Source organism: Vibrio sp. E14 (assembly GCF_020515785.1).
In the GTDB taxonomy this organism is placed as follows: Bacteria; Pseudomonadota; Gammaproteobacteria; order Enterobacterales; family Vibrionaceae; genus Vibrio; species Vibrio diabolicus.
Window position 1 is genome coordinate 134,161 of the sequence record NZ_JAHPJI010000005.1, and the last position, 13,724, is coordinate 147,884.

Here is a 13,724-nt window from a genome sequence, read left to right on the forward strand (position 1 = left end):
CTTATTGGTTGACGCGTTTCCAACGTCCATTTTCCATTCCTAGCAAATACTTCATACCGCCGATGAAATTGGCGAGATGACCAATGACGATGTAGCTAATCAGTTTAAAAGGCTTGACTGTGTTAAGTGCAGGCACCAAGTAAGTGACAAGTGCGATACCATAAACACAGGCTTGAGCGAGCAGCATTATTTTAAACAGCGGGTTGTGTGCCAGTAGTAGTGAACAAACCAAGCAAACAATCATCAAATAGGGTGTTGCTAAGCGCAGAACCTTTCCCGATAGAAATGCAAAGGCAGTGCCACGATAGCGAGGTAGCAGTAATTTCTTTAATTGCATGAGCTGCTGCATGTTACCCGCTGAAATTCTTAGGCGTCGCTTGAAGTCTGCGTCGTCTGAGCTTTGTTCGAGTTCAAGAGCCAGCATGTTAGGTTCGTAGATAGCGTTATAGCCTCGCAAAACGATTCTCATAGGGAGAATAAAATCGTCATTGATGGTGCTGACTTCAAGTGGTTCAAATAGGTGGGTTCTGAATGTATAAAACGCACCGTGAGAGCCAATCGTTGAACCTAGCAAGGATTCTTGGTGCTTCACTCGAGACTGGTATTGCCAGTACGCTGCTTCACCTTGGTTATCGGTACTCATTATTTGATATGTCGCGTTAACCACTCCAACCTTCTCATTTTGATAATGCTGACTAGCTAGCAACAGAGAATCGCAAGAAATCAATGCCGATGTATCACTCAGTGCGGTAATGTCCGAGCTAACATGACGCATTTCTTCGTTGAGTAGGGCAACTTTACCGCGATTGACTTGGTGGTCATTAATGATGAACAGTGTATCGGAGCAGATTGCTTCTTGAATCGTCGCTTGAGCAATCTCGGCTGTGTTATCTGTGCAGCCATCACATGCGATCACCACTTTCAATTTATCTCTTGGGTAATCTAAGCTCGCAAGGTTGCGGATCTTTTCTGCTATCCATTGTTCTTCATTGTAGGCGGGCACGATGACAGTAACAGATGGTAACTGACTGTCTGTTTGAGAGGCTTTGTAAGCTCGCTCTACAAATGGTGCTGTGGTTTTTTGCTGTTTTAAAGGAAGCCATTTAAGTAGCAATGGATAACCAACATGATGATAGACAATCAAAAATGCGGATAAACCAAAACCTGTAATCCAAAGTAAATCATTCATAGCTAGCCTCCTTGGCCAAACGTGAGTAGCGACTCACCATGTCTCTGATATCAAAATGTTTGAGAATAAAAGTTCGAGGAGAACCATGGGTTGATTTCAATTGCTGCGACAAAGCTTCCGCCAAAGAGAACACTCGGTTGGCTTCAACCAATGTGCTGTTAATCGGGCAGAGCGTCTCTTTCACGCCACCAACATCGGTTGCGACACAAGGAATGTCACATGCTTGAGCTTCTAGTGTTGAGAGGGGAAAACCCTCTTGAAGCGACGGTAAACAAAATAAATCGAGGCTTTGGTAAAAGCTGGGCATATCGTCAACCAAGCCTAAAAAGGTAACGCGATCCTCAAGTTTTAACGTTCTAACTTGTGCTTCTAATTGAGCTCGCTGAGAACCATCTCCAGCAATGGCTAGGTGTGTGTTTGGCGTAAGATGAGAGAAGGCTTCGATAAGCACTTTATGGCCTTTAACAGCTTCTAAACGCCCGGCAACGCCAATTACGGTTTTGTTGGCTGGAAGCCCAAACAAGTTTCTCTTGGTTGCTTGGTTACCGCTTTGAAATTTCTGGCAATCGATCCCATTATGTATGGTGCAGACTTTGCGGTAATTCAGTTTTGTCTGGATTTGTTCGGCGACAAAGTTCGCATCGGCAACCACATGTGGACGAATCATTTTTAGCAGTAGGGACTGCAGTCGAGCTGACTTTCTGTTATTCAGATGCCAGGCGTCGTGCTCAGTATGGATAATTACTGGCACCTGCGCTAAGCGTGCCGCAATCCCACCATATAAGAGTGGTCCGATATGGTGAGTGTGGACCACATCAGGCTTAAGTCCTTTGAGCATGGAAGTCAGCGTACTGATGGTTGTCCCGCTGAATCTAGGTTTCTTATTGAGAAAGTGCAGTTGGCCTTGGTAGGCCGAGAGTTTTGACCAGCATTGCAGTGCTTGCGCTTTGCTTCCCTCTAAACTTACGACAAACACGGAATGATTCGGTTGCGCAAAACGAAGCATCTCTAATACGAGCGTTTCCAAACCGCCAGGAGCTAAGTGCTGCACGACGTGTAATATCACTTTTTTATTGCGTTGAGTGCTATTTTGTTTTTGTCTGAATTCCATTCTCAAACCCTCGTTGAGTTCTTTGTTTATTTAGGAATTGCAGACTGCGTGCCAATAAATTAAGTGTTTAAAAACATGAGGTTAATGACAATACATATGAAGGGCGATGTTTATTCTCAATTTGAGATTCATATTAGTGGAAACCTTACACGGAGTTAGAATAAGCACAAAAAGAAAAGCACTCGCTGAACGAGTGCTTGTAATGGAGTGTTAACGGCTGTTAGCTTCCGTATACCACTTTAGGTAGAGTGGTGATCACAGGAACGCCAAGGTGCTTTTCTAATGCTCTTTTAGAGCGGATAGAGTTATCTGCTAACTCAAGTATCGTCGCTAATCCAATGCCCAAACCCGCGCCACCGATAAACCCTAAAATGACAAACACAAAACTAGGTAAGTTAGACGGAATGGTTGGTGTGAAAGGTTCATCAATGATTTTCACGCGTTTATTCTCTTCAAATACGCCAAGTGAACCAGTTAATTGAGCCATTTCATAACGCTCTACAAGGTCATCATACATTTCTCTTTTTACCGCGACATCACGAGCTAGGCGGTTAATTTCTGTTGCTGTGCTACCAAATCGATGCGCATTACTTTCTAACTCTTGAATCATTGTTCGTAAGCTATTTGTTTCTTCTGTGAGGGCTTCAAAGCGTCCGCGCATAATTTGCAGTTGGTGAAGCTGAGAGACCAGAAGAGGCTGAGCTTCTCCAAGACTGTTTACGGTGGTATTGCTTGCGATATCCCAAAGTTGGGCGCTGTTTAATTCCGGTTGTTTAGAGTTCAATAGTACTGAGCGCTCTTGCTCCAAGCGGTTTAACTCTCGTAGCTTGCCTTGAACCATGCTATGCGCCTCAGTGTACTTGGCGCGAAGCAAAGTAAGCTCACTACGAATGTCGATGATTTGTTCTTCAAGCTTACCGATAACCGGGTTGGTTTTAGAAAGCTGTTGGTCCAAACTACCTAGGCTTCGGGTAACACCAGCAAGTTCCGCTTCTTTTTCTGCCAAGGTTTGTTTAAGGCTTGCCAGACGAGTCAGGCTTTGTGCTTGCATTTCAGGCGTCGCGTGAGAGTAAGTATTCTTGTATTCCGCGAACGCTTGCTCTGCTTTATCCAGCTCTTCTCTGCGTTTATTAATATGGATGGTTAAAAAGTGACTTGAATCTTTAATTGAAGATCGTTCAGGAGCTAAAAGCTGTTCGACAAAATGTTCGCTGACGGAGAGTAACATCGACTCCATGCCATTCGGTTTGCCACTTCGTAGTTGGATTTGAATGAAGTCCTTACCGAGCTGCTGAACAGACAAACGCGACGCGAGATCTTTAATGATGAACTCTTGCTCTTTGGCACTCATTTCGTCACTAATCAGCGCTTGTTCTTTGGCAACTGAGTACAAAACATGTCGGCTTTTTAGCAAGGTACTGAGTGCGCTCAATCGATCTTTCAGCATGGTTGAGACGGCAAGATCTTGAAGGAATGGGTTCATTTTCGCTGTCTCTTGGATAAGCATACTTGTATGAGCGACATAAGTCGTCGGAACCAGTTTACTTACGATGAAACCCAGCACAGGCAATACAAGCATAGGAATAACGATCATGTAGCGACGTCTCCAAGCACCATGTAACAGTACGCTGAGGTTTTCTCTTAAATCGTTCATAGCGCCCTCACTAATTTATCAACTTGGTTGGCTCTTGCTTCCCAGCTTTGCTGTTGAACAAATGACTTTGAATCTGTCGGTGGTGGTAGGAGGTGATCGAGACTGGCACACACGTCTTCGACATCTTGAACCACATGGAGCATATGTTTGTAGGGCATTAATGCAGGAAAGGGCGTGCTGATAACAGGGGTTCCTGTTGCCAAGTACTCAAGAAGTTTTAGCGGATTACATGCCTTGATTTGAGCGTTATCAACAAAGGGCAACCAACTGGCATCCCAGTGTTGGGAGTAACGTGGCAGAGTGTGATGCGCTCTCGGGCCCAGGTAGTATACGTTGCATCTTTGTGGAAGCGGATTATCACTGAACTCGTTAGGGCCGATGAACACGAGATCCCAGTCAGGTGCTTGGTCTGCGACTTGGGCAATTAAGTCGTAGTCTAACCATTCAGACAAACTGCCATAAAAGCCCAGCACTTTGCGACCATTATTAGGAAAATCTTCAGCCTTAGGTGCTGGCTCAGAAAACAAACTAAAGTCGACACCGTGAGGTAAAGTGACGGTTTTACCAGATGAAAATTGAGCGGCGAGTTTGTCACTTGCTGTAAAAATCACATCAGCCGCGTTAACCAGTGTACGTTCATGCTTGGCAACCGTGTCGTGGTCAACACCAGCTAAAGCGCTAAAGTCATCGCCACAATAGTAAATTAGCCCACGTGAATTCATTTCCGCACAAACATCTGCGGCCGTCGGGAGAGATGTCCAAAATATAGGCTTATCAAAACCAAGAGCGTGTAACTGTTTATTGAGCTGGTATTTCATCATCTTAGCCGCTACTTTTCTTGCCAGCGCAGAGCTTGGAGCAGGAATAGTGAGTAGGTTAATGGTGTGAATATTTGGGTTTATTTCAGACTCTAACGTTGGCTTATGCGATCCAGCGTTATTAAACACACGAGCGAGCTTGTTTAACGCACGTTGCATGTCTTTAGCGGTCAGCCTAGGTTGACGCAGACCGATTGAGTTAACCCAAAGGATGCGGTGGCTAGTTGCTAGTCGTTTGACAATGTGTTGAGTGGAGGAGGGTAACCCACCAAAATCTTCTCCAAATACTACGATGTCTGTCATGTGACTCTCCTTGAGTCTTCGTTATTTGATTACTAATCAAGAGAGTAATCACAATACGTGCCAAGGATTTATTTCTTATAAAACAGGTAATTGGACTTTCTGTTGGTATTTGAAATTAGGGTTTCTCATTTTGACAATCACTTTGAACGATTCGGCTAACGACTACTGTTAATGCTGCCAGAATGTAAATTGGCCAAGTGAAACCTTGAGTGAGGAAAGTGCCTGATACGATGGTCCCGATCAGCCCACTTAAAACTGCGTTTGCCCCAACGGAAAGCGTGTAATCCGATGTTGGCGTCAGTAGTGAAATAGAATGCAAAGAGGTTCGAATCAATGACACTATCAATGTAATGAACACGGCGAGTCCAACAAACCCTGTTTCTGCTAATACGCCAAACCAAGTACTGTGTACGGCGTGATTTATGCCATCCCAGTGAGGGCTATAGAAATAGTAATTGAAGTAGAAATTATCAAGCCCAACCCCAGTTAACGGATGGTGGAGAGCCATTTTAAATGCGGCTTCCCACGCGTAAAGTCGTCCCATCGCAGAGGCATCTATACCATCCTCGGCTGCGCCACCCGATTCTCGCCCTGAGATACCAGCAAATGCGTAGAGTACGATGGCTGCGACGGCGCCTAGTACTAAGACTAACGTTTTGCTTTTGATGTGCTTAAAGGCAAAGTACGCAAATACCGATAGAGAGCCTAACAAGCCCCCGCGGCTTTGTGTCTCAATAATCGCAAAAAACAATACCAAACAGGTAACAAGTGCGAAGAGTCGGAGATGTTTAGGTGAACGTTTCTCCATCAACTGACTAACGGTAAAGGCGAGGGGAAACATTAATACCAGCGCCAAGTCGTTCGGATCGCCGAGTACTGAACCTATGGAGCGTCCAATCGATACGCGCGTCCCTTCCACTAAATCAATGCCATTCGCTGCGTTTTGTAATGCGACTAAACCAATCAACAATCCGGCGAAAATTATCGCTTTCGACATTTGTGCCAACTGAGCCGGTTTGGTAATAAGCCAGGTGATCGCCAATGTCATAATGATGATTTTCCAATAGGTATTTTTGAAAACCGTAATGGCAATGTCACGACTGGAGGCAAAGACGATGCCGATGATCACCAACCCCCAAAATATGCACAGCCATTTTAATGAAGGGTGCCAAAAAGCAGTAAGCTGGCGACTTATCAAAAGGTGGAAAGCAAGTGCGGCCAGTGCCCCTAATGATAGTAGCAATGGGATCTTAAAGTTATAGATAACGGGAAACGCTTCATGAATACGAAAGAATGAAAAAATAACGAACAGCGTGACAAGCCAAAACGTTTGGTTGAGAACGAATAGTAAAGCAAGTGGGGCGAAACATAGTGCGACAATCAAAATAGGGTGAGGCATAACAATCCAAAGCAGGCCGATACAGACGGTAATCGTCAGCGCTGCGATGGACTGCTTTCTTCTCACCTTGGTTTCAGTCATAACGAGTATCTCTTCACCTGTCCACGCCACTTCACCATGTATCGAGTGAGCGCATTTAGCGTCTCTTTACTCATATAGCGAGTGGCTATCCCTGCCAGCAAAGTGCATGTCAAAATGCAAATTGCGATGGCGATGCCTATTGATTGTGAAGAGTGAAGCAGGAACAGTGCCACACCGGAGATAATCTGCAATAAAACCATCAGACTTAGGTGAAAAGGCAACGGCATGCATTGTTGGCCTATCACATAAGTAAGGCCAAGCTTACACAGTTGAGCGTAATAAAGCGCAATGAAAACTCCATAGATACCCAGGGACGATAGGCCAAACAGCAAAGCAATTGCAACGCATGCTGAGACGACATTAATACCCAGTAACCAGCGAGTACGACGCTTGTACAAAATGGAAATATTAATGAGCTCGCTCCACTCTTTTAGTATAGCGATAGGCAGTAAGAACAAGCTGAACAGTACCGCCTCATGATAGGTTTCTGGTAACAGGTAAGTGATCATCACCATTGCTAATGTGCCGACTGCAACACTTAAACCTGTAATGTAAATCATGCCTAGATGAGTGATGCGCACAGCTTCTGTACTCTTACGCGCTTCTAGGTAATTAAATCGACGTGGCATCCACCACATGCCAAATGGCTGAACTAAAATACACATGCCAACCGCAAATTTTACGGCTATCGCGTAAATCCCTAATGTCGCAAGTGAGGCGTTCGCGCCGATGAACCAGCGTTCAGCGCCATTGAGACAAAACGCAACCAATCCAGCCATCATCATTGGCAGACAGTAGTTTAGGTATTGTTTCGCCACTGTCAGATTTGGCAGAGTCATGCTGTAGCGGTTAATGATGTGCAGCCAGAAAAACTGAGTAATAGCAGCCAACAAGCCACCCCATAAAACAGAAATAACATGTGGGTGAACAGACAGAGCCGTGATGATGAAAATGACCTGAAAAACAGTGGTAGTCACCATGATGTTAAGTAGGGTTCTTGCTTTGTCGTCCTGTGTTCTCAGCCAAGCTGTGCCGATTGCGATACTGCCTTCTAGAACGATAGCAAACATAACAATAGCAAACTCGACTCGCGTAAAAGGAGCAGGAATAGGCGCGAGCATAATGATAGCGAGTAGGCATAAAGCCACGATGCCAGCGATGAATAAAGCAAGTGAGTACAGCTGGTTTAGTAGGCTTGTGCGCGTATTTTGATCTTTTTCAACCCCGACGAATCGATACAGCGCTTCATGCAACGCGAAACTGACGAATAAGGTTGTGACAACGCCAAAGGTGGTAAGCAGTTCAAGCTTGCCCATTTGTTCTGGTGAGAGAAAGTGGGGCAATACAGGCAGCATGATTAGGCTGATGCTTTTGTTTATCACTAACGCGATAGCGAACAGCGACATATTGGTCATTGCTTTAGACATGGTCATATCCTTTGATGTATCGCGGTGTTTTGAGTTTACAATCGCCATTCGGTGAGGATTCTGCTGCAAGGTGCTGAGCGATTGGCAGATAACAACGTTCGGCCGTATAGAGTTGAGAAACGTTGAGTGCTTCGATACCCATTGTCACTTTCATCCATGGAGACTCATTCAAAAGGCGAATTGCGTTATGTAACGACGCCACATTGTTTGGTGTGTACTTGATGCAATTGCGGCCATGCGTCAATACGCGATCCCAGTAGCTATCATCATGTGGGATGACGATGCACATGCCTGCTGCGAGAGCTTCTAAAATGGATAATCCAAAAGGTTCGTTAACACTGGTGGAAACAAACACACCACACTGAGAGCGTAGGTCATCGAGGTTATCTGGGCATTCATGCCATTCAACCCCTTTTGTGGTGAAGTCTGGTGTTGAATATTCCACATCTGCCACATTTGGTTTGATGTAACACACGGTAGATTTGATCTCTTTTGTCTTATCAAGTGTTAAAGCATCAAGAAAAAGATCGATGTTCTTCCATTTTAGTAAGCTAGCCGCCCAGAAGACGCGGTTTGAAATCGGATTTGCTTGTTTTGGCCAACGGTCTCTAGATAGTCCGTTAACAAACGTAGACGCATTCAAACCACACCAATAGCGTTCAGTGGCTGGCTTCTCTGTTTTGAGGTAGACCTGTAAGGCCTCTAGCATCGATTCTCGGGTGTTTGCCAAGTAATAAATTGCGGATGCTTTTACCAAGCAGTAGCCGGAAGATCTTGAACAACCAATTGGACCATGAACCATTTGTACCACAGGCTTTTTGCTGATTAATCTCAGTAGGTACAAAGGCATATCATTACTCGGGCAAGATAGACCTAAAAAGCTATCTATCTTTGGTAGTTTCATGCACGCAAAAATCAGTTGGATAAAGTAATACGCGTTCATTAACCAGTAAGTGATGCCATGAGTGGAGATCAGTGGTGATGGTTTGATTTTGATAATCTGCACACGAGGCGTATCACTAAGCAGTGACTCCCAATGTTCTGGATTCGTGGTCAGCAGATAACCAATTACGTTCAGTTTATCGCACTGTTTGAGGAGCTCTGCATTCGCAATTTTAGAACCACCTTGCATTGGGATTGCGTCGAACATTAATACACGTTTCATGACTGGCCTCCTCAATTGATGCTCAACCAGCGTGAAAGAGGCTTCATGCAATGAGTCATTGGCATTGGTGTAATACTGTTGTTCTCAAGCTCACCTTCATAAATACGTTCAATGGCGCTTATGGATGCTGCAGTCGTGAGGTTTTGGCTAGCATGAAGATAGGCGTTTTCAGCTAGCTTGTTTCTTAGCGCTGCATCTTGCATGACTTGTTGGATAGCGTTTAATAAGCTTGCCATTCCGCGATTCTGGTACAGTAGTGCAGAGTGATTATGCTCGAACAACTCAGGAATGCCTCCCGTTTTAGGAGCCACGATAGGCAGCTGAGCTAAAGCCGCTTCCCCTAATACGAGACCAAAGGCTTCCTCGTAGGCGCCGCTAATAAAAGCGTCTGCATTCCCAGACATCCATGCACCTGCATTGATTTTTTCCCCGACAAAGTGGACTCTGTCTTGGATACCGAGATCCGAAGCAAGTTGTTGCAATGTTTCTCTTTCCTCGCCATCGCCAACGATAACAAGATGAGGATTATCGTGATGGTAATTGTGCATGCGCATAGCGCGAATAAGGCGGTCGAATCCTTTTCTTTTAATCAACGAACCTACCGAGAGAAAGGTAAACGCTTGTGGAGGTATTCCGAGGTGAGCCTTGATATCAATGGGCGTATCAGAGTCCAGAAGCGATACACCGTTGTGCACAACATAAAGCTGGTCTTCTGGGTAACCGTCCTGAATAATTTCACGACCGACATCTTTACTAACGCAAATCAATTTTGGGGAGAGGTGTAGCCCAAGAGAGAAGCGATCTCGCAATGTATAGTGACAATGAAGTTGGGTGACAAGTGGGATGTGATTCATGCGTGCAGCCAAACACATCCATTGACAAGGACCACCGCTATTAACGTGTACCAAGTCGATATTGTGTTTTTCGATCAGTGCTGAGCCTTGTTTGATAAGGCTGTTCCATCCGCTAATATCCCAGCGAGGTGCACTCCAGCCACCAACGAGATTGAAAACAGAATGTTCCGCTTCAATTCCGAGCGATTGACACTTATCGATTAGTGGCTGGCAGTTTGACCACACGAATGGCTCAAACTTATCACGGTCAATCCCTGAGATGAGATCCAGAAGTACCACTTCACTGCCGCGAATCCAGTTATCACCATAATGAACATATAGAATGCGTTTTGGAGTAGTCATAAGTCACCTCTGTCTCATCATTAACTTGTGTGAACTGATGAGTTGCAACAGAGATGCCAAAATATGCCATTAGTTTATGTGTTTGAATATTATTAGATATTTGTGCTTGGACTTAAGGGGAGAAGCTATATTCTCATATTGAGAACCAATATGGCTTATTGCTCCGTTTCAATTTGATATTTTCGTAGCAATACAGGAATAACGCTTTGCGCCGAGAAATCATCAATAATGGTCTGCCGAGCGTTTTGACGAATGAGAGATTGTTGCGCCTCATCAAGAGACATCCAATGTTTAAGGCATTGAGCGAGAGATGGGATGTCATTGACAATAAAGCCATTTTCGCCAGTTTGGATAATATCGGGCAAGCGACCCACGCGTAGGCTCATCACTACTATTCCTCTAGCCATTGCTTCAAGCGCCGCCATAGGCAGGCCTTCATAGCGAGAAGAAATTACCAGCACGCCAATGTTTTTCCATACGGTCTCCATTTCAGTTTGATGACCGAAAAATGTCACATTTGAAGGGGCAATTTGGGCGAGTGATTCACTTTCTGGTCCATCACCGAAAACACTAAAATGCAGTGTTGGGCAGAGCTTAGCTACTTCGATAAATTGGTCGGCACCTTTTTCTTGGCTCAATCGGCCGACGAAAGCGATTTCTTGATAGTTGAGATTACGATCGGGAATCGACACAAAGTTATTCAGCAGTTCCGAAGGGAAAATGACTTTACGCTGAATGCTTGGGCTGACGGAAAAGCAGTGGTTAGAGAGGTAGCCTGAACTTCGATCAAGCCAATCATAGAGCCACAGTTTGCCCGAGGATGATTCTCCTGCATGATAAGTTGAAATCAAGCGAGGAAATGTGCGCGTGAGTAGCTTGGCACAGCGCGCCAAGATTGACGCTTTGTAACCGTGAGAGTGAATGACCGATGGTTGGTGATTGGCGACCGCGCTTGTTAGGTGTTTGATCTTTAATGCCTTATGTGGCTCACCAGACAAATGGTGCAAGTAACTCACAGGGATGGTGGATTCTTCTGCTTTTTCTACAATCTGTGCTGGTGGCGAGTACTCAGTCGTTAAGACAACACGTGCTTTGTGCCCAAATGTCATTAATCCACGAGCAAGCTCTATGACGTGACTTTCGATACCGCCAAACAGGCGGCTATCAAGAAAAATCCAAATTTCACCAACGTCAGGTTTCTCAAGATTGTTCGAGATTAATTTCATCCGCTTCCCACGCTTGTTTTTTTCGGTAAACCGTAGATGGGCTTAGCTCCAGCATTACGGCGGCATTGAGAACGTTGCCATCACAGTATGCGATTGCGTTTTGAATCGCCTCACGTTCCACTTGCCACATAGGGCGAATGGTTCCATCAGAGTTAAAGTACGGCGAGGCAGCCGCTGAGGATTGTATGTTAGGTTCCGGTGTCGGTATTGACGGTTCTCTAGCGGGGGCCGACTGTTCCTCAACATACACAGGTTGGGATGTTATTGTTGTAGGGTTTGCTGGCTCTTGAGTTACATGTGCGGGAGTGGATGTTCTCGCTGTTTTAGACTTTCTAGTCAGTTGAGCGGGTAGGTGATTCAGCGTGACTTTTTCGTCATTATTAAGCACCACAATGTTACGTATGATGTTTTGCAATTGCCTTACATTACCCGGCCATTCGTAGTGCTTGATGATATGTTGAGCTTCGCTGTCGATTGTTGAGAATTTCTTTTTGTCCTGTTTAGCATAAGTGGTCAAAAAGTGCTTGGCTAGCGTGACGATGTCACTTCCTCGCTCGCGTAGGGGGGGCATATCGATAGGTATTACGTGTACGCGGTAATACAAATCTTCACGAAAACGACCTTCTTCCACTTCTGTTAATGGATCTCGGTTGGTGGCACAAATGATTCGGACATCCACCTTCATCTCTCGAGTTCCACCAAGCGGTGTGTAGGTTCCTGTTTGAAGAAAACGGAGCAACTTCTTTTGCATCTCAAGTTCCATTTCACACAGTTCATCGAGAAAAAGCGTTCCACCGTGAGCCAGCGTCGCAGCACCTTTTCGGTCTGTTGTGGCTCCGGTAAATGCGCCTTTAACGTGGCCAAAAATCTCACTTTCCATTAAATCTCGGGGGATGGCCCCGCAGTTAATAGCAATAAAAGGCTTGTCTTTACGATCGCTCTGACGGTGCACGGCTTCAGCACAGACTTCTTTACCTGTGCCGCTTTCACCCACAATAAAGACACTGGCAGATGTTGGAGCAACGGCATCAATGGTTTTATATACCGCCTGCATTGGGAGACTTGAACCGATAAATCCGTGATAGTTATGGCGATCAAACTTGGACTGAATGTTTTCTACTAAATCTTCCAGTTTGGCGCGTTTGAGGTGCAATGCAACAGAAGTTTTTAGGCGATCAGCGTTAATAGGTTTTTCTAAGAAATCTTCCGCGCCTTTTTGAATTAGGTTAACGGCTAAGTCTACGCTGCCATGCGCTGTAGCAATAATAACGGAGGTAGGAATGTCATTCTGGTTGATCCAATCCAACACGTCTTCACCAGACATATCGGGCAGTTTCAAATCGAGAATGATGAGCTGAGGTTTGCTTCTTTCAATAAATTGAATTGCTTCGCGACCTGTTTCGACATGAAAAATGTCATAAGGTTCGTCTTTGACATACTGCTTATAAAGTATGGCTAGTGAAGTAGAGTCTTCTACCAGTAACACCCTTGGTCTCATAGTCCTATCCCAACGTAGTTCGTTTCACTTTTATGATTTTTGTCAGCACTATTATTTGTATTTGGCGTGATGAGCGAGTTATATGGCTTAGTGCTCTCTAGTGCTGAATATTCTCAATTTGAGAAAAGCGTTATCTAAGTATTAGCACAAGGTGGGAAATTTGCGAAAAATCCATACTTTTTAATTGATTAAGTTAAATTGTAAATGTCTTAGATGATATCGGCATCGCACTTTAATAAGTGCGATGATTCATAAGATAATTTATTATTGAAACGGTTACTCGAACCCCTGATCTTTTCGCTTTTCTAGCGCGTCAAACGATTCAATTGCCAGCTGGGAAAGAGACTCACAGAGAGCCAATGCTTCTAGTGTTTTCCCTTCCACACAATATTTCTCAATCATTCTTGCTTGTCTGGAAAGCGTTCGGTTACCTAAAGCAAGGGCAGAGCTGCCGAGTGTATGAACTTCGAACTCTAATGTTTGGAGGTCTTTCGCGCTTAATGCTTGCTCTATTTTCTCCATGCGCTCTCGTGACTCTTCAATATAGTGTTCAATCAGCGTAGGGATGATTTCGGCGCACGTATCTTTGATCATTTGCTGGAGAATGTGTTCATCCACCAATTCCTGTTCGATAGTCGGTGTGTTATTTGCAGTCAT

At 44.8% G+C, this 13,724-nt stretch carries 11 protein-coding genes; all 11 read right to left on the reverse strand.

Annotation, left to right across the window (positions count from 1 at the left end; genetic code table 11):
* Position 1: 1 nt before the first annotated feature.
* Positions 2-1,189 carry a glycosyltransferase family 2 protein gene (locus tag LIX84_RS15230; protein ID WP_226421660.1) on the reverse strand — a complete coding sequence of 396 codons (1,188 nt, stop codon included), beginning with the start codon at positions 1,187-1,189 and terminating at the stop codon, positions 2-4.
* Positions 1,182-2,300, reverse strand: coding sequence for a glycosyltransferase (locus tag LIX84_RS15235; protein WP_226421661.1), 1,119 nt, complete (start codon positions 2,298-2,300; stop codon positions 1,182-1,184). The genes LIX84_RS15230 and LIX84_RS15235 overlap by 8 nt, the downstream gene beginning before the upstream one ends.
* A 220-nt stretch (positions 2,301-2,520) precedes the next feature.
* Entirely contained in the window at positions 2,521-3,954 is a 1,434-nt protein-coding gene (locus LIX84_RS15240; RefSeq protein WP_006742947.1) for a GumC family protein, read from the reverse strand.
* Positions 3,951-5,075 (reverse strand): glycosyltransferase, encoded by a 1,125-nt coding sequence (locus tag LIX84_RS15245; protein WP_074191434.1) that lies wholly within the window; start codon positions 5,073-5,075, stop codon positions 3,951-3,953. The genes LIX84_RS15240 and LIX84_RS15245 overlap by 4 nt, the downstream gene beginning before the upstream one ends.
* A 115-nt stretch (positions 5,076-5,190) precedes the next feature.
* A complete protein-coding gene (locus LIX84_RS15250) occupies positions 5,191-6,555 on the reverse strand; it encodes an O-antigen ligase family protein (RefSeq protein ID WP_006742945.1) in 1,365 nt (454 codons plus the stop codon).
* On the reverse strand, positions 6,552-7,982 hold the full coding sequence (locus LIX84_RS15255) for a lipopolysaccharide biosynthesis protein (protein WP_226421662.1): 1,431 nt from the start codon (positions 7,980-7,982) through the stop codon (positions 6,552-6,554). The genes LIX84_RS15250 and LIX84_RS15255 overlap by 4 nt, the downstream gene beginning before the upstream one ends.
* Positions 7,975-9,147 carry a glycosyltransferase family 4 protein gene (locus LIX84_RS15260; protein WP_226421663.1) on the reverse strand — a complete coding sequence of 391 codons (1,173 nt, stop codon included), beginning with the start codon at positions 9,145-9,147 and terminating at the stop codon, positions 7,975-7,977. The genes LIX84_RS15255 and LIX84_RS15260 overlap by 8 nt, the downstream gene beginning before the upstream one ends.
* An 11-nt stretch (positions 9,148-9,158) precedes the next feature.
* The gene (locus LIX84_RS15265) at positions 9,159-10,343 is read right to left on the reverse strand and encodes a glycosyltransferase (protein WP_226421664.1); all 1,185 of its coding nucleotides are present in this window, start codon (positions 10,341-10,343) and stop codon (positions 9,159-9,161) included.
* Between the two features lie 155 nt (positions 10,344-10,498).
* Complete coding sequence (locus tag LIX84_RS15270; RefSeq protein ID WP_226421665.1) at positions 10,499-11,569, reverse strand: glycosyltransferase family 4 protein; 1,071 nt, start codon at positions 11,567-11,569, stop codon at positions 10,499-10,501.
* On the reverse strand, positions 11,544-13,067 hold the full coding sequence (locus LIX84_RS15275) for a sigma-54-dependent transcriptional regulator (RefSeq protein ID WP_226421666.1): 1,524 nt from the start codon (positions 13,065-13,067) through the stop codon (positions 11,544-11,546). The genes LIX84_RS15270 and LIX84_RS15275 overlap by 26 nt, the downstream gene beginning before the upstream one ends.
* Positions 13,068-13,343: 276 nt before the next feature.
* Positions 13,344-13,724 carry an Hpt domain-containing protein gene (locus LIX84_RS15280; protein ID WP_012841848.1) on the reverse strand — a complete coding sequence of 127 codons (381 nt, stop codon included), beginning with the start codon at positions 13,722-13,724 and terminating at the stop codon, positions 13,344-13,346.

Excerpts from the sequence above, each read along its gene's own strand:
- LIX84_RS15230 (WP_226421660.1), bottom strand. The coding sequence starts at position 1,189 with ATGAATGATTTACTTTGGATTACAGGTTTTGGTTTATCCGCATTTTTG.
- LIX84_RS15275 (WP_226421666.1), bottom strand. The coding sequence starts at position 13,067 with ATGAGACCAAGGGTGTTACTGGTAGAAGACTCTACTTCACTAGCCATA.
- LIX84_RS15235 (WP_226421661.1), bottom strand. The coding sequence starts at position 2,300 with ATGGAATTCAGACAAAAACAAAATAGCACTCAACGCAATAAAAAAGTG.
- LIX84_RS15255 (WP_226421662.1), bottom strand. The coding sequence starts at position 7,982 with ATGTCTAAAGCAATGACCAATATGTCGCTGTTCGCTATCGCGTTAGTG.
- LIX84_RS15245 (WP_074191434.1), bottom strand. The coding sequence starts at position 5,075 with ATGACAGACATCGTAGTATTTGGAGAAGATTTTGGTGGGTTACCCTCC.
- LIX84_RS15265 (WP_226421664.1), bottom strand. The coding sequence starts at position 10,343 with ATGACTACTCCAAAACGCATTCTATATGTTCATTATGGTGATAACTGG.
- LIX84_RS15260 (WP_226421663.1), bottom strand. The coding sequence starts at position 9,147 with ATGAAACGTGTATTAATGTTCGACGCAATCCCAATGCAAGGTGGTTCT.
- LIX84_RS15280 (WP_012841848.1), bottom strand. The coding sequence starts at position 13,724 with ATGACTGCAAATAACACACCGACTATCGAACAGGAATTGGTGGATGAA.
- LIX84_RS15270 (WP_226421665.1), bottom strand. The coding sequence starts at position 11,569 with ATGAAATTAATCTCGAACAATCTTGAGAAACCTGACGTTGGTGAAATT.
- LIX84_RS15240 (WP_006742947.1), bottom strand. The coding sequence starts at position 3,954 with ATGAACGATTTAAGAGAAAACCTCAGCGTACTGTTACATGGTGCTTGG.
- LIX84_RS15250 (WP_006742945.1), bottom strand. The coding sequence starts at position 6,555 with ATGACTGAAACCAAGGTGAGAAGAAAGCAGTCCATCGCAGCGCTGACG.